This window comes from Legionella resiliens (assembly GCF_021344005.1).
Lineage (GTDB): Bacteria > Pseudomonadota > Gammaproteobacteria > Legionellales > Legionellaceae > Legionella > Legionella resiliens.
Window position 1 is genome coordinate 446,911 of the sequence record NZ_JAJTND010000004.1, and the last position, 22,450, is coordinate 469,360.

The window sequence follows — 22,450 nt, forward strand, 5'->3', positions numbered from 1 at the left end:
TTTTACCACTTGTTCAAATCTTTAATGCTTGAACTGACTAATCTGGATAACCAATGTACTCCTTCGTCATATTGACTCTTACTGTGCATTACAAGGTAAATAGGGGTTGGTTCCAGATTGAACGGTAGAGGTTGCATTTTTAAATTAAATTGTTCTGAAAAAATATTAATCAAAAAACTAGGGGCCGTGGAGATAACGGTGTCGGAATTGGCTACTGCAAAAATAGCGGGCAAAATATTTTTTACAAAGAGCATGTCATTACGTACTTTTTTCCTTTTATGTAAATATTCCGCTGAATGGCTGTATCGGGCTGGATTAAAACTAAAGGCAATATGTTTACTGGTCAAATAATCTTTTAAAGACATGGGCTGGTTTATTAGTGGATTATTCTGGCTCGCAAAACAAATAATTTCTTCCTCATATAATTTTTCAGCTTTAAGCAACGAGGGGAGTGAGTTTTCATTAATAGCCCCAATGGCGATATCGACGTTCTCATCAATAAATAGAAGAGGGTTATCAGCCATGGACTCAATAGTGGTTTCAATAACAATATGGGGTAGTTTTTCCAGGGCTGAAATTAAGGAAGGCAACAAGATTAATTCAACATAATCCGGTAGCGCAATCTTAAATGATCTCTTTGAATGAAGGGGATCGAAGCGTTCACTAGGGTGCAAGATATTTTTTAAATCAAACATTACTTGTTCTAATTGTGGTTGCAATTCTTTCGCTTTTGGAGAAAGAAGATATTCCCCTTTAGCGGGAATGAGCAGCGGATCCTTAAATAGTTCTCTAAGTTGCTTCAAAGAAGTACTCATTGCAGGTTGACTGACGAATACTTTAGCAGCAGCACCACTGACACTTTTTTCAGTTAATAAGGCATCCAGATGCAATATTAAATTTAAGTTAACTCGTTTAAAAGGCGTCACAATTTTACCCTTTTAATGATTCTCCCTTATATGAAGTATAAGAAATTTAGAATTGATTACAAAAGATTGAAGACTTAAAGTTAAGTTTGTGGCTGTTAAAATTATCCCGGGTTTGGCTATGCCTCGCCCAGGCTATTATCGTTAATGATTATGAGTAGGTACTTGAACATCTGGAATTTTTGCTTCATCAAACTGAGGTTCGGATTTTTTGGAACGATGGTCTTCAGCAATGTAAGTATACAAAGTTGGAACTACAAACAAAGTGAATCCCGTTCCGATGAGCAAGCCAGTTGCAATAACCAGTCCAATATCAAAACGACTTACTGCGCCTGCTCCACTGGCAATCAAAAGAGGTAATACACCAAATACCATCGCAGCAGTTGTCATGAGAATGGGTCTTAATCTGATTCCAGCAGCCTCTTCTACTGCTGCTCGTTTATCCAGATTTTTTTCACGTTGTAAATGGTTGGCAAAATCAACGATTAAAATTCCATGTTTAGAAATTAATCCAATTAGGGTAATCAAACCGACCTGGGTGTAGATATTGATACTTGCCAAGCCCAAATTCAAAGGAATTAAGGCACCACAGATGGACATAGGCACGCTGATTAAAACGATTAAAGGATCGCGAAAACTTTCATATTGGGCTGAAAGTACCAAAAAGATAATGATGATTGCAAAAACGAACGCAAAGAGCAGGGCGCTTCCTTCTTGGATAAACTGTCTTGACTCACCACCATAATCAGCGGAAAAACCTTTAGGCAAAGTATCATTGGCGGCATTTTGTAAGAACGCTAGACCTTCTCCTAGTGTTTTTCCAGGCATCATGACTGCTTGAATGGTCGCTGAATTCATTTGTTGGAAATGTGATGCTGCGTTAGGTGCCGTTTTTTCCTTTGCAGTGACTACGGTTGAAAGGGGAACCATGGTGCCGTTCATGGTTTTTACATATATTTGTCCTAATTGCTCGGGAGTCATACGAAATGATCGGCTTAATTGGGGTATTACCTGATAACTGCGGCCTTCTAAGTTAAAATAATTCACATAACCGCCTGACAAAGCACTGGTTAGACTGCTTCCAACTGCTTGCATATCCAACCCCATTTCTGAAGCTTTGGAGCGATTAATGTCCAATACAATTTGTGGCTTATTGAATTTGAGTGAATTATCGACATAAATAAATAAACCACTTTTTTGGGCTTTTTCGGTCAGTTTATTGGAAACATCGAGTAAGCTTTGAAAGTCATTCGTTGTTTTGATGACGAATTGTACTGGTGTACCGCCCCCGCCGCCTGGAAGAGGAGGAGGAACAATTGCAAAAGCATTTAAGCCTGCAACTTGTGATAGCTTATCTTGCAAAGGTTGTTTTAAAGCAAACTGGCTTTTACTGCGTTGGTTCCATGGTTTCAATACCATTCCAGAGATGGTTTGGCTGCTGTTGTTTACGGTAAAATAATTTTCTGTTTCGGGGAAGCTTTTATAAATCGCATCAAATGGTTTGGTGAAGGCTTCAATATAATTAAGTGTCGCATATTGAGGGATCATCGCCATGACAAAAAAGAAGCCTTGGTCCTCATCAGGAGCAGTTTCTGCTGAAGTATGAGTATAAAGATAAGGCAGCATAATAATAACAACCCCCGCAAAAAACAGCATAATTACTCGGGTGTTCAGTAAACTGTGTAATGCATTTTGATATTTTACTTTAAGTTTATTGAAAAAATTATCGAGAAAATGAACAAACTTACCACTACCAATCTCTTTAGATAACACCCTTGAGCACATCATGGGAGAGAGGGTTAAAGCAATGACTCCAGAAATGATTACTGCACTGGCCAATGTAAAAGCAAATTCTTTAAATAAAGCTCCCGTCAGTCCACCCATAAACCCAATGGGTGCATACACTGCAGCAAGTGTAATCGTCATTGCAATAACAGGGGTGGCTATTTCCCGAGCCCCAATCAATGCAGCATCAAAAGGAGTTTTTCCTTCCTCAATATGACGATGAACGTTTTCTACGACCACAATTGCGTCATCAACCACCAAACCAATAGCCAAAACAAAAGCAAGTAAGGTAAGTAAATTGACGCTGTATCCAAGCATAAGCATCAAAGTACATACCCCAATTAATGAAAGGGGAATAGTGACGATAGGAATGAATACTGAGCGAATCGATCCCAGGAATAGAAAAATGACTACGATAACAATTAGGCCTGCTTCAATAATGGTATGAGTCACTTCATCCAAAGATGCTCTAATAAACTCTGTTGCATCATAAACTATTGTTCCTGATAGAGACGGTGGAAACTCTTTAATGACTGAGGGAAGTATTTTTCTTACATCGCTGATTACAGTAAGAGGATTTGCTGTGGGTGTTGGGGTAATGGATATAAATACTGCTTTTTTTCCATTGAATGTGACTGAGGTATCATAATCTTGTGAGCCTAATTCAACTTTGCCGACATCGCGTAAACGCACAATAGATCCTTTATCGCTTTTAACAATTAAATTACTAAATTGCGTCGTATCATTCAGATCTGTTTTCGCAGTGACACTGATTGCTACATATTCACCTTTAGTATTTCCGGCAGCTGTGAGGAAATTATTTTTAGCAAGTACGGCAGAAACATCTGAAGGGGAAACTCCCAGCGCGGCCATTTTAATTGGATCAAGGAAAATTCGCATGGAGTAAGTTGCGCCACCTAAAATTTCTGCTTTTGCTACCCCATCTACAGTTTGCAATTGCGGTTGTACGACACGAGTGGCGTAATCCGTGATTTGCTGAGGGGTCATTTCTGTACTGTCCAAACTGATGTACATTAATGCTGTGGAACTATCAGATGCTTTTAATATAACCGGTTGTTGGGATTCTTTAGGAAGTTGGTTCAGGGTTTGTTGCACTTTGCTCATTACATCAGTAAAGGCTACTTGCGGATCAAAATTTAATTTAATATTCAAGGTGATGGTGCTTAAACCTTGCGTGCTTGAAGAGGTCATGTAATCAATCCCTTCTGCACTTGCTACCGCTTTTTCTAGAGGCGAGGTAATGAATCCTGCAATAAGATCGGCATCTGCTCCCGGGTAAGCTGTCATAATGGTAATTACGGTATTATCCATGCGAGGATATTGACGAATTTGCATGTTATAGATGGAGTTAATACCAAAAAGAAAAATGAGCAAACTAATTACCATGGCAAGTACAGGCCGCTTGATAAAAAGATCGGTAAATTTCATAACTGTTCCTGATTAAAAAAATTTTTGTAATAGGCCTATACTCAGGCTCACTGTTATTAAGTTAAGAAACCAAGTCTCTTGTCTACATCTCGCGGCTTGTCCGCGGGATCCAGTGATGTCGCATTATTTCTGGATTCCGCGGACAAGCCGCGGAACGTAGGATAAGCTCAAGGTAAACTTAACTTCATGGCATTTCTGTTTCGCCGCATTTAGGCTACGTTACGCGTTCAACTGATTTTATTGTTCCAACATATCCGGATTACTGAGTTCATTTAATTTGACATCATTATTGATTACAACAGGCGTACCGTTTTGTAATTTTATTTCTCCGGCGCTTACAACGAGTTGTCCTTCCTTAACTCCTTTCTTGATTACGGTATAATTTCCACGTTGCTCACCTGTGGTGACAAAAACGCGCTTGACCGTAAGCAGATCGGAACCATCTGGGTTTTTCTTTCCGTCTGCATTTTTTTCTATAATGTAAACTGCATTACCGTATAAACTGTAAGATACAGCCGTTGAAGGAACAATGACCGTTTTAGGTTCAGGGGGTTGGCTTATTTCAATCGAAGCAAACATGCCCGGTACAAAGGTAAAATTATGAATTTTATTTTTACTGTTTAAATCGGTACTGCAAGAGACAATTTGTTTATCTCCCATAGGCTCTTTTCGGGTTTTTATTAATGGAGATTTTTTGGGATCTTTAATTGCTGCTGTAGGGCAATTAGCAAGAGTACCCTGAACTAACATATTGTGTGTATTGACATCCACTTTAGCATTAATTGCAGTGACCTTAGCCTCGAAAAGAGCATTAGGGAATGCTTCTACGGAAAATGTAATGGTTTGATCCGGTCGGATACGTTTGTAGAGTTGTTCTGGGAGATAAAATTCCAGATACAAAGGATCAAGTGCTTGCAAGGTAACAATTGTTGTTTGCCCAGGGCTGATAAATTGCCCAAGGTTGACTTGTCGTATACCTAATTTTCCAGCAAAGGGAGCAGTGATATGTTTTTGATTGATTTGTGCTTGGGTTTGATCCAATTTTGCCTGGGCTTGATCAAGATTTGCTTTGGCTTCATCAACATTGGAAATTGGCGAGGCACCTCGCTTGAATAAATCATTTTGGCGTTTATAACTTAAGGTTTTCAGGGTTAATTCTGCTTGATTAAATTTTAATATTGCTTGATCAATGCTGTCATCAATCGTAATTAAGGGAGCGTCTTTATCAACGTACTGCCCGGATTCAAAATCAATTTTTACTACGTTTCCTGAAGCTTGAGAACTGATATCAACCCCATTAGATGCAACGAAATTACCCACCGCATTAATCGTCGGTTGCCAGTCTACTGCCTGGGCGACAGCTGAAGCAACGGAGACAGCGGGAGGTTGATAGTTTGCAAAGAAACGCTTAATCAATACTCCCTTGATCAGGTTAAAAGCAATGATTCCACCAAAAACAATCAATAAGGCTATCCCCATGATGATCATTCGCTTTTTCATTAATGCTCCCCTGAAATACTTAAACCTAGAAAAAACAATACGTTTTTAAAATTTGCCAAATATAACATGAAAGATGAATTTATTACCCTTATTGTGCTTATAAGTTTCAATTTTATTTATTTCATGGTTATAAAAATATCCTATTGACTAAATACAACACTTTGCTACTATGCTGCTTTCATCACACAAAGGAGAAACCATGAAGTTGAAGTCCTTGTTATTTGCTCTTTGTTTTTGTTTGATTGGTCAAGTTTTTGCAGCAAATGCACATTTGCATCCAAAAGCTACCGAAGCTGACAAAAATCATAAGTCCGCTGGTAAATCAACGATGTATCCAGGTTATTGTGAAATTGAAATCATCAATAACAGTATCGACAATGTCCGTGTATACGGTACTTTTGATGATGGGGCTCCCTTAAATCCTTTCACAATATTCTATTATGATGCACCTCATTACATCGACTTGTATTATTACGGTTACTGCCATTCTGGTATGAATCTTTTAATCCAAGGCCCTTATGGCACTATTTATTCAGGTTGGACTAACGTAAATAGTACTGTACGTATCGTTAATTACATGAATAAAGGTGTTAAAGGCGATAAAGTTGAAATTACTGCAAAAAAATAAGTAATTTTTAAAAAATAGGCAATAGCTTATTTGATGATAGGGAAGTTGCATCCAGTTGCACCTTCCCTTTTTTATTTGTGTTTCAGGAGTTGTTCATGAAGCGTTTTATCCCTTGTCTTCTGTTGTTACCTTTTTTGACTGCGTGTGAAATGACCCAACCGGAATATTATGAGGCCGGTTATTATCACTCAGTTCCTCCCCGCTCTGAAATTTATGGTTTCGATGAACGTCCACATGATTATCGTCATCCTTCCCGTCATCATCGAGGTCATACAAAAACAAAAGAGGCTTCTACTCAAGTTAAGACACATGGCCATGGTCATCATGCCAATGAACAGAAACAAGTTACTGTAAATAATGCCAAGCCAAACAATGTTCATGGACATGATAAGAAAAATAACCAAGTGGTTAAGCATCCTTCAGAATCTGGACCCAAAGTCATAGTTAATGATTAATTTCAAAAGAGTTATTCGATAGAATCAGAATCTAACCTTCCCCGGTTATGCATTTTGCAGCTGGGGACGAGTTTTTAATCAAAATAACAGCATTATTTTCGATTTGTATTCACAATTCGTAACCAAGTAAATTTTGTGGTAGTCTTATGACGTTTTTTCTTTAGGGAGTTTTTGGATGCGTAACTCACTTAAAATGCTGTTTTTGGGACTTTTATCTATAATTATCATAGCATGTGTTGCATCTCCAGGTAGTGAAAGCACAGGAGAGTTTTTGGATAGTTCGACTACCACTGCTAAGGTGAAAGCAACGTTAGTGAATCAATTAGGGCGTACAGGTATAGCTATACAAGTTAAGACCTTTAAAGACGAAGTGCAACTCAGTGGTTTTGTTGCTTCCCCAAGATTGAAACAAAGAGCAGGGATTATAGCTGCGAGCGTGGATGGTGTGAGTAGAGTACGTAATGACATCATCGTTAAACCTTAACATTTTCCCAAGGATTACTCATGTTTAACCAAAGCTATACCATAGAAAATTTTGATGACGAATTATATCAAGCTATTGTTGATGAACAACGCCGGCAAGAAGAGCATGTAGAACTTATTGCATCGGAAAATTACGTAAGTCCGCGCGTTTTGCAGGCCCAAGGTTCCGTATTAACGAATAAATACGCTGAAGGATATCCAAGTAAGCGTTATTATGGTGGATGTGAGTATGTTGATGTTGCTGAAGAGTTAGCCATCGCCCGTGCAAAAAAACTTTTTGATGCGGATTACGTTAATGTTCAACCACATTCAGGTTCACAAGCCAATGCCGCAGTAATGATGGCTCTATTAGCTCCTGGTGATGTTATTTTAGGTATGGCATTACCTCATGGGGGGCATTTAACTCATGGTTCCAAAGTTAATTTTTCAGGTAAGCTTTATGAGGCAATACCTTATGGCGTTGATGCCCAGACTGGTTTAATTGATTATGATGTTTTAGAGGGTTTGGCTCTGGAGCATAAGCCCAAATTGATTATCGCGGGATTTTCCGCTTATTCACGTACCCTTGATTGGCCCAGATTCAGAGCAATAGCAGATAAAGTAGGCGCCTATCTAATGGCAGATGTTGCTCATGTTGCTGGTTTGATTGCGGTAGGTCTTTATCCTTCCCCAGTTCCTTATGCAGATGTAGTGACAACTACTACGCATAAGACACTTCGAGGACCAAGAGGTGGGATGATTTTATGCCGTGCCAATGAAGAAATAGAGAAGAAATTAAACTCCTCTGTTTTCCCTGGTAGCCAGGGCGGCCCATTAATGCACGTAATTGCTGCCAAAGCTGTTTCTTTTGCTGAGGCTTTATTGCCTGAATTTAAAACCTATCAACAACAAGTATTATTGAATGCCAGAACCATGGCTTCAGTACTTATGGGACGTGGATACAAGATTGTCTCCGGCGGTACAGACAATCATTTATTATTGGTTGATTTAATTGATAAGAACATCACGGGTAAAGATGCGGATTCGGCTTTAGATAAAGCCAATATTACCGTGAATAAAAATACGGTTCCTAATGATCCTCGTTCTCCTTTTGTAACCAGTGGCTTACGTTTGGGCACCCCAGCAGTAACCACAAGAGGATTTAAAGAAAAAGAAATAACGCTTTTATCCAATTGGATAGCAGATATTCTTGATGATATTAACAATGAAACGACTATAGCAAAGGTTAAAGAGCAAGTGTTGCTTTTATGTCGTGAGTTTCCGGTTTATAGATAATTATGTTTTGTCCTTTTTGCCATGCAGAAGAAACTAAAGTAGTGGATTCACGCCTGGTCGCTGAAGGTGCTCAGGTACGTAGAAGGCGAGAATGTCTTGTATGTCATGAACGCTTCACTACTTTTGAAACCGCTGAATTAATCATGCCGTTAATCGTTAAACGTGATGGTAGGCGTGAGCCGTTTAATATCGATAATTTACGATCAGGTATGTTACGCGCTTTGGAAAAAAGACCGGTAAGTGTCGATGCACTGGAAGCATCAATTATTTCGATTACGCAAGAAATTCGCCGTAGAGGTGAGAGAGAGATTGATTCTCAGCTCATTGGTGAACTGGTCATGAAAGAATTATATGGTTTGGATCATGTTGCTTATGTACGGTTTGCATCTGTATATAAACGTTTTAAAGACGTCAGCGATTTTAGACAGACAATTGATCAGATGAATAAAGAATAGGTTCTCGTTACATTTCGCTAGCTTGAGCCAAATGACCTGATTTTCGGGCACGGAAGCAGGGCAAACACGAAGTATGTGCGCATCGGATCGCAGAAAAATAGGACAGGTTGGCCAAGAGGGTAGAAATTTAAATAAGTCCTGGTAGTGACTTTTTATCCCCTCTCTTAATGTAATGAGAGAAGGGTTTTATAGATGTTTAAGAAGAGTTCATGAGGTTAAGGTGGAAAAGCAGTCAATAAGCGGTAAAAGAAAAGCCCGAAAATTAGCACTTCAGGCTCTTTATCAATGGTTCATGTCCGGAAGCGAATTGCATGAAATTGAAGCACAATTTCGTGTTATTAATAATATGAATAAGGTGGATGTAGATTATTTTTGCCGTATTTTGCACGGTGTGCCTGCTCATGTTGAAACTTTGGAAGCAAGTATTACTCCTTTTCTTGATAGAGAGATCACAGGACTCAATCCAATAGAACTAACTGTACTGCGTATTGGTTCTTTTGAATTACTTTATTGTCCTGAAATTCCTTATAAAGTTGTTCTTGATGAGTCAATATCATTGACCAAAGAATTTGGTTCCCAGGATGGATATCGTTATGTTAATGGCGTATTAAATAGTTTGGCACGACAGGTGCGTTCAATTGAAATCAATCATGGATGAATTCTCACTTATTGAGCACTTTTTTAAACCACTTGATTGCAGACGAGATGATGTATTATTAGGTATTGGTGACGATGCGGCCTGTGTACACATCTCTCAAGGTATGAATCTACTGGTGAGCACAGATACTTTGGTTTCAGGGGTACACTTTCTCCCACAATGGAATGCTTATGACATTGCTTGCAAGTCAGTTATGGCTAATGTTAGTGATATGGCTGCTATGGCAGCAGATCCTTGTTGGATTACTCTTTCTTTAACCTTGCCTGAATTCAATCAACAGTGGCTTACTTTATTTGTGCAAGGATTAAAAGATTCACTTCGCCAATTTAATATGACTTTAATAGGTGGTGATACAACACGAGGCCCTTTATCAATAACGCTCACTGTTTTTGGTACTGCACCAAAAGACAAAGCGATACCACGTAGTGGAGCTAAACCTGGAGACATAATTGTGGTTTCAGGGGAGTTGGGGGCAGCAGCCTTAGCAATTAAATTTCTTGAAAATCAGAAGATATCTAAAGAAGATAACTCTGAATTAATGAATAAACTACTGCATCCCAAACCTCGAATTGATTTAGTTGATTTTTTACGGCGTTATGCAACTGCAGCTATAGATATTTCAGATGGACTTAGTGCAGACTTAAATCATATTTGTGTCGCAAGTAAAGTGGGTGCGTGTCTCAACGAAGAGGCAATTCCAGTACATCCCTTACTGGATAAGTATTGGTCTGATAAAGCAGTTGATTTGGCATTGACTGGTGGTGATGATTATGAGTTATGCTTTACAGTACCAGAGCATCGGTTGGCTTCGTTGATGAATGAGTGCAAGGAAGTTCATTTACATTGTTATCCTGTTGGAGTAATTGAAGCGACACCCGGTTTAAGAGTGAAGGATGCGAACAATCATTGTCATGTGTTAAAACCAGCAGGTTACTCACATTTTTAGTGGGCTGAAGGCAAGAACTGTCACTTGATCATCTCTCTGCCTACGCCCCGCGGACAAGCCGTGGGGCGTAGAAATAGAGCTTGACTGGTTTTCGGGGATATTTAGAAAGGCAAGAACTAGGGTGGTCTATGGTACATTAACGTATTTGGATACAGCCTTTAAAATGAGCTAAGTATAGAGAAAAAGAAAATGAAACAAATAAATTTAACAAAAAGTGTTTTCCAAGATCCTATTTACTTCATCGCTTTTGGATTTGGTAGTGGTTTAATGTCTACTGCTCCAGGCACCTGGGGGACAGCGGCAGCAATACCTCTCTATTTGCTACTTATGGGAACTAATTGGGTAGTTTATCTTTTTATTACGCTAATCGCATTTGTATTGGGAGTTTGGGTTAGTGAGAAAGTTTCGCAGGATTTAGGGGTGCATGACTATAAAGGAATTGTTTGGGATGAGGTTGTAGGGTATTTATTAACTATGTTTTTGGCACCCAAAGGAGCAATCTGGATGCTCTGGGGATTCATTTTGTTTCGAATTTTTGATATTTGGAAACCACAACCCATAGGTTATATTGATCAAAAAGTACGCGGCGGGTTTGGGATTATGTTGGATGATGTATTCGCTGCTGTGCCTGCTTGGTTAATAATGCAACTTTTAGCATGGAGTTTTGCGTAAATGAATGAGAACCATAAAGAGCTCATTAGTATGGGTTTGACTGTTGGAATTGTAGTTCTTAGTTTATTCATTATTCATCGCTTTATTCCATCATTGATCTGGGCTTCCATAATTGTTATTGCTACCTTCCCTTTATATGAAAAATGGCGTTATTTTTTTGGGAATAAAGATAATTTATCTGCCTTACTCTTTACAACTTTAATCGGCTTATTGTTTCTACTTCCATTAAGCTGGTTATTGGGTTTGTTGATTAAGGAGTTACAGATATTTATTAATTTCTTGCAAGATATAAATCAACAAGGTGGTGCAGCCCCTAAATTTTTAAAAGACTTTCCATTTATGGGAAATGATTTGATTACCTATTGGGATAATTATATTGGTAAGCCAGGGATGATTAAAAGCTTGCTGTCTAATGTTCACTTATCGTTAACTCCAACGAGCTATTATGTAAAACAAATAGGCTCCAATTTAGCGCATCGAAGTGTTCAAGTAGGTTTTACCCTTTTGAGTTTGTTTTTCCTTTATCGCGATGGCGATCGATTAATATTGCAGATTTATCAAGTTGGGGAATCGTGTTTAGGGAAAAGATGGTTTCGTTATGCAGACAGACTCCCTAGGGCATTGAGAGCCACAGTAAATGGAACAATTGTTGTTGGGTTAGGTGTGGGGGTCCTAATGGGAATTTGTTATGGCCTGGTTGGTTTTCCCGCACCTACTCTTGTCGGATTTATTACAGCACTTGCAGCAATGATTCCCTTCGTTGTGCCTATAGTTTTTATTACGGTAGCGATTATTCTGTTTTCATTTGGTAGTATGATTGGCGCAATCGTTGTTCTGGTTTGGGGGACTTTAGTGATGTTTGTGGCAGATCATTTTGTCAAGCCTGCGTTAATTGGTGGTGCAATCGAGTTACCTTTTTTAGCGGTGTTATTTGGAATTCTTGGGGGAGTAGAAACTTTAGGTCTGCTTGGTTTGTTCGTAGGGCCTTTAGTTATGGTTTTATTTATGACTTTATGGCAAGAACCGCAAATACTGGCTTATTCAAGAATCCATCAACCGCCAGAAAAAAAATAAGCACCCAGCCCCAACTAGGGGGAACGGCTGTATTTGGTACCTCGTGCGAGAAAAACCGCGCGTCAATCCAACCGTCCTAGTATATATTTGAATAAATCCAAGTCAGATTTATTACTTATAATCGCAGTTATTAAAACGATAAACAACGCCAGCACTGCCCATTTGCGCCTGTAATGTCCGACCAAAACTACCAGAACTTGCTGTTGCCAAATAACGATAGGCAGCATTTAATGCCCAGTTTTCTGAAAAATTAAAAGTGAGCCCGGCAGTTCCTTGATAAGCAAATGCATGTTGATGGTCGTCAAAAAGAGTTATGCCAAAGGGGCCTGTACCTTCTAAAGAAGTTTGAATGTAAGCATATCCAATACCAACTCCTACGAAGGGAGAAATTGTGGGTAGGATAACGTCAGGAAAATCATAATAAAAATTGAACATGCCTATATTGGCATTAGTGTTTCCTGATACCCCGATTTGATCGATGAAATCAACCTGAAAGTTTTGGGTGTTGGCACGTAAGTAAGTGTATTCCAATTCATAGCGCATAGGATTGCTTTGATAGCCTAAACGTAATCCAGCATTAAAACCACTTTCGTAATCAACGTTATCAAACTGAAATCCCAAAATGTTTTTAGATACATTTCCATTTAAATGAGTATATCCGCCAAATGCGCCGGAATACCATCCATTGACTGGAGTTGCTGCTGCAGCGATACCACTTGCTAATAATGCGGCTGAAAAAAATGCAAATTTCATAACATCCCTTTGTTATTATTTTTTATCGAATCATGTTAACGTGTTACTTTAATTTTGCAAGTACTCGAAGCGCATATTTTAGAAAAGAGAGGCGCGTAGGTAATTTTTTATTATCAAAATTCAATCGACACATTTTTATGGCAGAATTTAAAACAGAGTCTATACTTCCAATTGGCATCATTTGTATAAAATATTTTATATAAGATGCTGCGATGATTATGCCCATCGAGATGCGGCTGTGACAAATACTTCGTGAATGCACAAGTTTTAAACCTGAAATAAGTCCAATTTTGCCTTTAAAAAATAAGTCTAAGTCTTCGGTTGAAGGAATGATGTTTGGGGGAAGATAATTATTATAACCTCGCATGATGTAGAAAAATTAACATGACTATACGCATGCGATCAATTTAGCATAATAATTTTCTGCTTGTATGAAATTAATATTAATGTAAAGATAAATTTTGCATCATGAAAAGGAGTTTCAAAATGCCAAAAAAAAAACCATTAAAAATATCTAAAGAATTTGTTGAACAGGTAGTGGCTATAATTGCAAACGAGTCAGAGGAAGGACGCAAAAGAATAGTTGCCATTGCTCAAAGAGCAGAAAAAAAATACGAACAACCTGTGAAATCATGGATAACAGGTTGGGTTTATCAATACACTAGAACTCGTGGTGAAAAAATAGGCCACTCAATTAATGTGATGAAAGACTTTCCTGATGCTTATACTCGGTTGCAGGAATTAAAGCTCATGATTAGTGATGGTGAGTGGAATGTTAAAAGCTCCTATAATTATTTTCTCTTTCTTGAATTGATTGACGCAGTCCCGGATTACCAGCCTTTGGAAGATCATTTAATGCCTAGCTTCATCATGGATCTGAAGGACGAAGTATTGACAGAGATTAATAGCTTTATGGCTCAATATAAGGCTACATTAGAAGATAAGAAAATCCGAGATATTGAGCGTCAAGCAGCTCGCGAAAGCGCACGTCAAGTAACTGAAAACGTGTTGGTTTTTAATAACTTAGCTGCTGCGAAACAATGTCAATCCACGCAACAAGGTAAAATTGTTTTTTCTGTAAGTTATAAAAATGATCAATGGCATATTTCTTGGGTCGATGTAACAGGTGACGTTTATCCGCTTACTCCAGGCGACGAGTTAGCACAGAAGCTGGCAACATTAGAAGACCGAGATGTAGAAAAATTAAATACAGTACATTTAAGACGGATTAAACGAGAGTGTCTCAAAGCAAGAGAACAATATCTCGCTAAAGTTCAATTAGAAATCAATCCAGAAAATCCCAAAACTCACGGTGCTTTGACTAACGAGGAGCTTATAGCAAATAGGAAGACATCAACTTTTGTTTTACGACACTCAGAGAGTGAAACAAGTCTTTGCTGGATAAATAGTATAGGAGTGCCGCATAACATTACTTTAACTGCTCATTCAAAACTGAACTCCTGGTTAGCTGATCATAAAGCTGCATTAAATGAAGCAGATGTTTTACAATTAAAAGCTTATTTACTGCAATTAAATACTGCTCACTCAATTGCTACATCGAAACTGCATGAAATGAATAACAAGTTATCTCATGTGTTGCAAGCAAACAGTATGTTATCTCAAACGTTGCAAAGGAAAGACGAGCAGGGAAATCCGGTGGTTGATAAAACCCGGGAATCTAAAGGCAGAATAGACCTAAAACAATTTGCCTTGATCGAGCAACATATGAAAGCCCGTTTAGAAAAAGCAGCCACTGATAAACCTACTCTATCTAAACCGGAAGTCGTTGAAGAACCCATCCAAGATCTTCCTAAAAAGTTAGATAAAAGCAGGTATGCGGCGCTTTCACAATTACCTACATTCTGGCAACAACGCAAAGTTGCTGAAGAACAATCAGAAGTATGTGAAACTAAATCTTTAGGTCTTTGTTAATGTCTTATGTTCCGACGCAAAGCAATGCTGCATTTTAGTGATTTATTTTGAATCTTTTCCTTACGTCCCGTCCCCAAGGCTTCTGCGCGGGGTTGTGGGCAGGACGTAGGGCAAAAGATTGGACCTTAACTAAAGGACAATACCGCAAAATTTAAAAACCATTGGTGATTGGGTAACGCCAATCTTTCCCAAAAGCGGTTGGGCTTATTTTAATTCCTGGTGCGGATTGGCGGCGTTTGTATTCGTTGCGTTTAATTAAGTGAATTACTTTAGTTACGGTTTCTGCGGCAAAGCCTTGCTGAATTATTTCTTCGGGAGTTAAATTCTTCTCCATATAGGCCACAATGATTGCATCTAATGTTGTATAGTCAGGCAAGCTGTCCTGGTCGGTCTGATCGGGTCTTAATTCAGCTGATGGAGCCCGGGTTAGAACGCGTTCTGGAATGATTTCAGAACGACTATTACGGTAGCGCGCAAGAGCATAAACTTGAGTTTTAAGTACGTCTTTTAATACGGCAAATCCACCGGCCATGTCTCCGTATAACGTAGCATAGCCTACGGCAGATTCACTTTTATTCGAAGTGGTAAGTACCATTTTGCCCGTTTTGTTAGATAATGCCATAATCAACACACCACGAATTCGTGCCTGAATATTTTCTTCAGTTGTATCGGGGCCTCGCCCTTTAAATACTGGTTCAAGAGTGGTCATTAGGACATTAAAAGCAGATTCAATCGATAGGGTGGAATGTGATACGTGCAATTTTTCTACTTGCGTTAAAGCATCTTCATTACTCATTTGCGCGGTGTAACGTGAAGGCATAAGCACCGCATGTACTCGATCTGCTCCTAAAGCATCCACTGCTACAGCTAACGTTAATGCTGAATCAATACCTCCTGAAAGTCCAATCAGAACTCCGGGGAAATGATTTTTATTCACATAATCTCGAGTACCACACATTAATGCTTCATAGATTAATGGCTCAAACTCAAGAAGGGGAGACAATGCTCCTTCAACATGATTTGCTTGGATCGTTACGGTACGTAAATCCTCTTTAAATGCAGGGGAGCGCGCACACACCCTGCCTTGTGAATCAATTGCTAACGATTGACCATCAAATAACAGTTCATCCTGACCCCCAATTTGATTTACATAGATTATGGATATGCCGCGTTTTGCGTATGATTTTAAGAGGTCCTCTCGTTTTTGATATTTACTGTAATCAAATGGAGATGCATTTAAAACAAGTAAGACAGAAACTCCTTTCTCAATTAAATCTTCTGCGGGACCTGGATACCATAAATCCTCACAAATAATCACGCCTATTTTGTATTGATTTACGTTCAAAATACATGGATTTTTTTCACCGGGGGTAAAATAACGTGCTTCATCAAAAATTTGATAGTTTGGTAAATATTGCTTGTGATATTCTGCAACTTTTTGTCCTTTATAAAAAATACTCACGCTATTGTACAGGCATTGTTCTTTTTGACTTGGGTGTCCTACAAGGACATAGCAATCGTTTGTTACGGATTGGATCTGTTTTAAATGTTCAGTAACTGCTTGTTGAAATTCCTTGCGAAAGAGCAAATCTTCAGGGGGATAACCTGTTAAAGCCAATTCTGGAAAGAGTATTACATTATGATCAGCTTGGTTGCTTTTTATAACCTCTATTATTTGATCCCTATTGGATGCCAAAGCACCTACTGTGGGATTGATTTGTGCCATAAGTACAGTAAGCTTGTTCTGCATGATATATACTCTAAAAGACTCCAAGGTGTGATAAACCAGGAACTGTTTCCATTTTCTACTATGTTGGCCAAATTGTCCTGATTTTACTGCGCTCCGATGATCTCAACACTTTATCTATAACCCTGTGTTTCGGTACGCGAAAATCAGGTCATTTTGTCTTAATCTAATGAATTGTTCAACAGCTCCTAAATATAAAAAACCATTAATTTAAAGATAAAAATGTTAATTAATTTAAAAATTGACTAAAATAGATCCTTTGTCCAGTAAAAAGCACGCCTATGTTAAATGAAGCACTCTCAAAAATGCCAGAGGTCTTTGATGCCAAAATATTATTGCGAGGCCAAGAATATTTTGAAAATGGACATGTGCTCAATATCCGTTTTAGTGACGGTCTATTAAAAGGTCGAGTTAAAGGAAGTTCGAGTCAAATTTATGATGTACATATGGATTTGAAACTCTGGCCAAAAAAACTCGCGCATTGCACTTGTAATTATCAATATAATTGCAAACATGCCGCTGCGTGTCTATTTGCCCTACGTGATAGAGAAAAAGTAAGCTCTCCTTCTTTTGCGGGTAATAAATTAGATAAAAGGCTTGATAGCTGGCTGAAAAATTTGCGTGCCCAAGAAGCTGCAATTGTAAAAGCGCCCGAAGTGACCCATCATTTAGTCTATCTCATAGAACTAAGGCTCGATGGCTATGAGCATCGAATCGCGATTAAGTTAGCTTTAGCCAAGCTATTAAAGCGTGGTGGTTATGGAAAAATGATCCCGTTTAATAGTCTCGCTGATTCTAAAAAACAGCATTTTATTGGCGACGATAATGATTTGGTAGCACTCCTTCTGTTTAAATGCGGTATTTCAGGTTGGTTTGATACATTAACCATTCGCAATAGTGAATTATTAGAACGAATCATCGCAACTGGACGCGCTTTTTTTATACAAAACCAGGACGAGCCAATTCATTTGGGAGAAGCTATTCAAGGGACTTGTGAATGGGTGTTATCTCATAATGGTAATCAAAATTTATTGTTAATGCATGAAGGGAAGGTACTTGAACCTTTGCTGTTGGATGAAAGTTGGTATTTTAATCGTTCCGAAGAAGAAATGGGACGTTTAATTACTTCATATCCAATAAAACAATTGAGTTATTTGTTGAAAGCGCCTCCAATTCCAATAGAACAGGCAGAATTACTAGCAAACAAAATGGCTAAAACATGTCCTGAATTTCCCGTGCCGCAGATTTTTGTAAAGCGAGAGGTTCGACAAGTTACGCCAGTACCTGTACTTATTCTAGATGCCATTAATGAATTGGATAATGAATCTTCCTGGCTTTATGACACTGAAGAAGAACTGCATGCTTTATTTACGGTGCGTATTCTTTTTGATTATGCAGGTTTAATGATTGCAGGTTCTGAAGAATGTAACACCGTCGTATGTCAGCAGGAAGAACTTTTAATTGAATACCCACGCCATAAGAATTTTGAGCAATCAAAATGGGATGAGCTGCAGGAAATACTTCCGTTAAGAACACCCACAGCCTGGGAAAATGATCAATGGAAAAAAGTAAAACAGGCTGATTTTGTTTTGCGGAATATAAATATTTTGGCAGATTTGGAATTTGTTTGCAGTCAATTGATACCCGAGTTAAAGAGCCGCGGTTGGCGGGTCGAATGCATTAGTCCAATGTATCACGAAGTGATTCGCGCTGATGATGTAGAGTGGTATTCAGACCTGCATGAAAATGCAACCGATTTTTTCTCATATCAATTGGGAATTTTGGTTGAGGGTAAACCAGTCAGTATAGTACCTTTGGTAGCAGATTTAATTCATCGTTATAGTGGTAATGATTTGGATAATCTTCCTGACACACAATTAGTCAAGCTGCCTTTACATGACGGACGTGCTTTGCAGTTAGAAATGGGGCGAATTAAACCTTTGGTTCGTCTTTTATTTCAATTTGGCGTACGCCATATAGATGAAAATCAACATTTACAAATTAACAAATATCAACTTATTTTAATGCGTGAAGCTGAATTAGCTATTGCGGCAACCAGAACACGTTGGCAAGGCGCTGAAACTTTAAGAGATCAAATAAGACAATTGTCTCAATTAACCCATATTCCTGAAATACCACCACCCGCTGGCTTGCATGCTCAACTAAGGGATTATCAACGCTATGGTTTAAACTGGTTGCAATTTTTGCGAACAAGCCATTTCAGTGGCATTCTAGCTGACGATATGGGATTGGGTAAAACAATACAAACCTTGGCTCATTTGCAATATGAAAAAGAACAAGGTCGTATTAATGCAGCAACCTTAATTGTTGCGCCAACTAGTCTTGTGGGGAACTGGGAGGCTGAAGCCAAACGATTTACTCCATCATTAAAGGTTTTGGTTTATCATGGTTCCGAGCGTCATCAGGATAATTTTAATGACTATGATATCGTGGTTTCTACTTATGGACTAATTCATCGAGATAAGGAGAAATTTGTCACTTATTCTTTTTATTATCTGATTTTGGATGAAGCACAATTTATTAAAAATGCACGTACGAAAACGACGCAAATTATTCAGCAATTACAGGCTACCCATCGCTTATGTCTGACAGGAACGCCTTTGGAAAATCACTTAGGCGAGTTATGGTCTTTGTTCCATTTTCTGATGCCTGGTCTATTAGGTGATGCAAAGCAATTTAGGCTCTGGTTCCGCACGCCTATTGAGAAATATGCCGATTTGAATCGACGAGAGGTGCTGACGAAGAGAGTACAGCCTTTTATATTGAGAAGAACAAAAAATCAGGTGGCTCGTGAATTACCTCTTAAAACAGAAATGACACGTACCATAGAAATTATTGGCCCGCAGCGCGATCTATATGAAGCAATCCGTATGAGTATGGAGAAAAAAGTTCGTGATGCGATTGCAAAACAGGGCCTGGGTAAAAGCCATATCCTTTTGTTGGATGCACTACTGAAATTACGGCAGGTTTGTTGTGATCCAAGATTATTGTCTTTGCCTGAAGCAACGATTGCGCATGGTACTTCTGCAAAACTAGAGGCATTAATGGATTTGTTGGATAACTTGGTAGGCGAGGGAAGACGGGTCCTGGTTTTCTCACAATTTACTTCCATGTTGCAATTAATCGAAGAAGAATTGCATGCCAGAAGTTATGATTATTTAAAGTTAACGGGTCAAACCGTACATCGGCAAGCAATGGTAGAAAAATTCCAGGAAGGAAAAATTCCAATTTTTCTTATCAGTTTAAAAGCTGGCGGTACTGGACTTAATTTAACGCGCGCCGACACGGTAATTCATTATGATCCCTGGTGGAATCCTGCAGTAGAAGACCAAGCTACAGATCGAACCCACCGAATAGGTCAGGAAAATCCCGTGTTTGTCTATAAGCTAATTACTTCGGGTACAGTAGAAGAAGCTATTTTAGGAATGCAAGACAAAAAGAGACTATTAGTTGAAGGCGTTTTATCTGCTGAGCCGGCCAAAGCAATGGCTTTAAGTGAAGAAGATGTGGAGCAGTTTTTTACGCCACTAGATTAGGGTCTGCTTACATTTCTACTATCTTGGCCAAACTGCCCTGATTTTCTGCGTTCCGATACTCACATACTCATGTATGCTGCGCTTGGGTACTCGAAAGGCTATTTTGACTCAAACTAGCGAAATGTAAACAGACCTTGGGGTTGCAGCGGGTTATCCCATTTATAAAAAATTACTTCTTAAGGCTAGCATAGTTTTCAATCATAGCATAAGCTATTAAATGATTGTAAACATGGAGAAAATTATGAACTTATGGAAGCTAGCTTGTGGTTTTTTTGTTGCTGTGTTTTATTTACCTACAGCACTTGCCGCATCGCCAGTAGGTACCTGGGTCACAACTGATGATAAAACGGGTAAGAAAAGAGCTGTTGTCACCATTAGTGAATCTGGAGGTACTTTAAGTGCGGTTATTAATAAGGTATTTCCGCAACCTGGTGATACTGGTATTTGCCAGAATTGTCCTGGGATGTTTAAAGGAAAGAAGGTTGAAGGATTGACTTTTATGTGGGGATTGAAGAAGGAAGGAGATAACGAGTGGGGTGGTGGCTCTATTTTAGATCCTAAGTCAGGGAAAATCTATCGCGCCAAAATCACTGCCCAAGGAAATAAACTTTTAGTCAGAGGATATCTGGGTATTTCTTTATTAGGACGTACCCAAGTTTGGAGAAAACAATAGCCTATCAGTATAATTCATCCCGAACAGCTTTGTTCGGGATGACATCCATGTAAAAGAACATTACAATATACCTCGTTCCAAATTTCTCATTACATCACGACCATGTACGATCTGCAAAACTCCAAAAAAACAGTTGATCCATTAAAACGTCCCCCTCATTCTGTGGAAGCAGAGCAATCCATTATTGGTGGATTAATGTTGGACAATCAGGTTTGGGATAAAGTCAGTAATAAATTATGTGAAACCGATTTCTATCGCACCGAGCATCGAATTTTATTTCGAACAATTTCCAATTTGGTAAAAAAAGATCAACCTTTTGATGTAGTGACTCTGCTTGATGCCTTAAAGTCTTATAACGAATTAGATGATGCGGGTGGGGAAGCCTATTTGTTCGAACTGGCTAATAATACCCCCAGTGTTGCTAACGTATCTGCATATGCCGATATAGTTCGGGAAAAGTCGGTACAGAGACAGCTTATTACTGTAGCCACCGAAATTGCTGATTCAGCATATAATCCTGGAGGCAGGCAAGTGCCTGAACTTCTTGATATGGCAGAAACTAAAGTGTTTGCTATAGGTGAGCAAACAGGCGGTGATGGCGGACCTGAAAATATAAAATCAATTTTGGTTCGTGCGGTAGAAAAAATTGATGCACTCTATCACAATGGTGATGCAATTACCGGGCTTGCTACAGGTTTGTCTGATTTGGATGAAATGACTTCAGGATTGCAACCTTCTGACTTAATTATTGTTGCTGGTCGTCCTTCCATGGGTAAAACGACTTTAGTCATGAATATGGCAGAACATGCCGCGATTAAATCTGGAAAACCCGTACTGGCTTTTTCTATGGAGATGCCGGCAGATTCTTTGGCAATGAGGATGATGTCCTCTTTAGGGCGCATCGATCAGCATAAGATTAGAACGGGTAAACTGGATGATGATGATTGGCCTCGCGTGACCTCTGCAGTACATATGCTTTCGGAAGCCCCTTTATTTATAGATGATACACCCGCTTTAAGTCCTGGTGAAATGCGTGCACGAGCCAGGCGGTTGGCCAAGGAACAAGGTAACTTGGGGCTAATTGTGGTAGACTATTTACAATTAATGAAAGTGCCTGGGTTTTCAGCGGATAATAGAACGGCGGAAATATCTGAAATTTCACGCAGTCTTAAGTCGCTTGCAAAAGAACTACAAGTACCAGTGATTGCTTTATCCCAGTTGAACCGAAGTTTGGAACAACGCTCAGATAAACGTCCTGTTATGTCTGATTTGCGTGAATCGGGTGCGATTGAGCAAGATGCTGATTTAATTTGTTTTATTTATCGAGATGAAGTCTACAATGAAGATAGTCCTGATAAAGGAACAGCCGAAATCATTGTGGCCAAACAAAGAAATGGTCCAATTGGTAAGGTTCGTGTAGCTTTTATTGGTAAATACACTCGTTTTGAAGATTTAGCTTATAATGGTTATCAAGGGGTAGATTAA

General features: G+C 38.9%; 18 protein-coding genes. 13 read left to right on the plus strand and 5 right to left on the minus strand.

Going from position 1 to position 22,450, the window contains the following annotated elements:
- Positions 1–2 precede the first annotated feature (2 nt).
- From lelA to LXO92_RS07425, 3 genes are all read right to left on the minus strand, one after another.
- Positions 3–929 carry a LysR family transcriptional regulator LelA gene (gene lelA, locus LXO92_RS07415; RefSeq protein ID WP_340163005.1) on the minus strand — a complete coding sequence of 309 codons (927 nt, stop codon included), beginning with the start codon at positions 927–929 and terminating at the stop codon, positions 3–5.
- 138 nt (positions 930–1,067) lie between these two features.
- Positions 1,068–4,157: an efflux RND transporter permease subunit gene (locus tag LXO92_RS07420; RefSeq protein WP_232890709.1), complete on the minus strand. Its 3,090-nt coding sequence runs from the start codon at positions 4,155–4,157 to the stop codon at positions 1,068–1,070.
- A 237-nt stretch (positions 4,158–4,394) separates the two neighbouring features.
- Positions 4,395–5,657: an efflux RND transporter periplasmic adaptor subunit gene (locus LXO92_RS07425; RefSeq protein WP_182352031.1), complete on the minus strand. Its 1,263-nt coding sequence runs from the start codon at positions 5,655–5,657 to the stop codon at positions 4,395–4,397.
- 199 nt (positions 5,658–5,856) lie between these two features.
- Here LXO92_RS07425 and LXO92_RS07430 point away from each other — a divergent pair, with 199 nt between their 5' ends.
- The 9 genes from LXO92_RS07430 (at position 5,857) to LXO92_RS07470 (ending at position 12,303) form a co-directional block, all read left to right on the plus strand.
- Positions 5,857–6,285 (plus strand): hypothetical protein, encoded by a 429-nt coding sequence (locus LXO92_RS07430; RefSeq protein WP_182352032.1) that lies wholly within the window; start codon positions 5,857–5,859, stop codon positions 6,283–6,285.
- A 95-nt stretch (positions 6,286–6,380) separates the two neighbouring features.
- Complete coding sequence (locus LXO92_RS07435; protein WP_232890710.1) at positions 6,381–6,740, plus strand: hypothetical protein; 360 nt, start codon at positions 6,381–6,383, stop codon at positions 6,738–6,740.
- A gap of 175 nt (positions 6,741–6,915) precedes the next feature.
- Complete coding sequence (locus LXO92_RS07440; RefSeq protein ID WP_232890711.1) at positions 6,916–7,224, plus strand: BON domain-containing protein; 309 nt, start codon at positions 6,916–6,918, stop codon at positions 7,222–7,224.
- A 20-nt stretch (positions 7,225–7,244) separates the two neighbouring features.
- A complete protein-coding gene (gene glyA / locus LXO92_RS07445) occupies positions 7,245–8,498 on the plus strand; it encodes a serine hydroxymethyltransferase (RefSeq protein ID WP_232890712.1) in 1,254 nt (417 codons plus the stop codon).
- A gap of 2 nt (positions 8,499–8,500) precedes the next feature.
- Positions 8,501–8,953 (plus strand): transcriptional regulator NrdR, encoded by a 453-nt coding sequence (nrdR, locus tag LXO92_RS07450; RefSeq protein WP_182352035.1) that lies wholly within the window; start codon positions 8,501–8,503, stop codon positions 8,951–8,953.
- A 220-nt stretch (positions 8,954–9,173) separates the two neighbouring features.
- Complete coding sequence (gene nusB, locus LXO92_RS07455; RefSeq protein ID WP_182352036.1) at positions 9,174–9,611, plus strand: transcription antitermination factor NusB; 438 nt, start codon at positions 9,174–9,176, stop codon at positions 9,609–9,611.
- Positions 9,604–10,557, plus strand: a complete 954-nt coding sequence (gene thiL, locus LXO92_RS07460; RefSeq protein ID WP_182352037.1) for a thiamine-phosphate kinase — start codon at positions 9,604–9,606, stop codon at positions 10,555–10,557. Before nusB ends, thiL begins: the two co-directional genes overlap by 8 nt.
- Before the next feature lie 189 nt (positions 10,558–10,746).
- Positions 10,747–11,229 (plus strand): phosphatidylglycerophosphatase A family protein, encoded by a 483-nt coding sequence (locus LXO92_RS07465; protein WP_182352038.1) that lies wholly within the window; start codon positions 10,747–10,749, stop codon positions 11,227–11,229.
- Positions 11,230–12,303 (plus strand): AI-2E family transporter, encoded by a 1,074-nt coding sequence (locus LXO92_RS07470; protein WP_182352039.1) that lies wholly within the window; start codon positions 11,230–11,232, stop codon positions 12,301–12,303. It abuts the gene before it with no gap.
- Between the two features lie 111 nt (positions 12,304–12,414).
- Here LXO92_RS07470 and LXO92_RS07475 read toward each other — a convergent pair whose 3' ends face one another.
- Positions 12,415–13,056 carry an outer membrane protein gene (locus LXO92_RS07475; protein WP_182352040.1) on the minus strand — a complete coding sequence of 214 codons (642 nt, stop codon included), beginning with the start codon at positions 13,054–13,056 and terminating at the stop codon, positions 12,415–12,417.
- A 486-nt stretch (positions 13,057–13,542) separates the two neighbouring features.
- Here LXO92_RS07475 and LXO92_RS07480 point away from each other — a divergent pair, with 486 nt between their 5' ends.
- Positions 13,543–14,988, plus strand: coding sequence for a hypothetical protein (locus tag LXO92_RS07480; RefSeq protein ID WP_232890713.1), 1,446 nt, complete (start codon positions 13,543–13,545; stop codon positions 14,986–14,988).
- Between the two features lie 151 nt (positions 14,989–15,139).
- On the opposite strand, the gene LXO92_RS07485 is transcribed toward LXO92_RS07480, so the two are convergent.
- A complete protein-coding gene (locus LXO92_RS07485) occupies positions 15,140–16,738 on the minus strand; it encodes an NAD+ synthase (protein WP_182352042.1) in 1,599 nt (532 codons plus the stop codon).
- Positions 16,739–17,016: 278 nt separating this feature from the next.
- Between LXO92_RS07485 and LXO92_RS07490 the strand changes: the two genes are divergently transcribed.
- The 3 genes from LXO92_RS07490 to dnaB all read left to right on the plus strand — a co-directional run bounded on the left by LXO92_RS07490 (position 17,017) and on the right by dnaB (position 22,450).
- On the plus strand, positions 17,017–20,292 hold the full coding sequence (locus LXO92_RS07490; protein ID WP_232890714.1) for a DEAD/DEAH box helicase: 3,276 nt from the start codon (positions 17,017–17,019) through the stop codon (positions 20,290–20,292).
- A 241-nt stretch (positions 20,293–20,533) separates the two neighbouring features.
- On the plus strand, positions 20,534–20,965 hold the full coding sequence (locus LXO92_RS07495) for a DUF2147 domain-containing protein (RefSeq protein WP_232890715.1): 432 nt from the start codon (positions 20,534–20,536) through the stop codon (positions 20,963–20,965).
- A 102-nt stretch (positions 20,966–21,067) separates the two neighbouring features.
- Positions 21,068–22,450 (plus strand): replicative DNA helicase, encoded by a 1,383-nt coding sequence (dnaB, locus tag LXO92_RS07500; RefSeq protein ID WP_182352045.1) that lies wholly within the window; start codon positions 21,068–21,070, stop codon positions 22,448–22,450.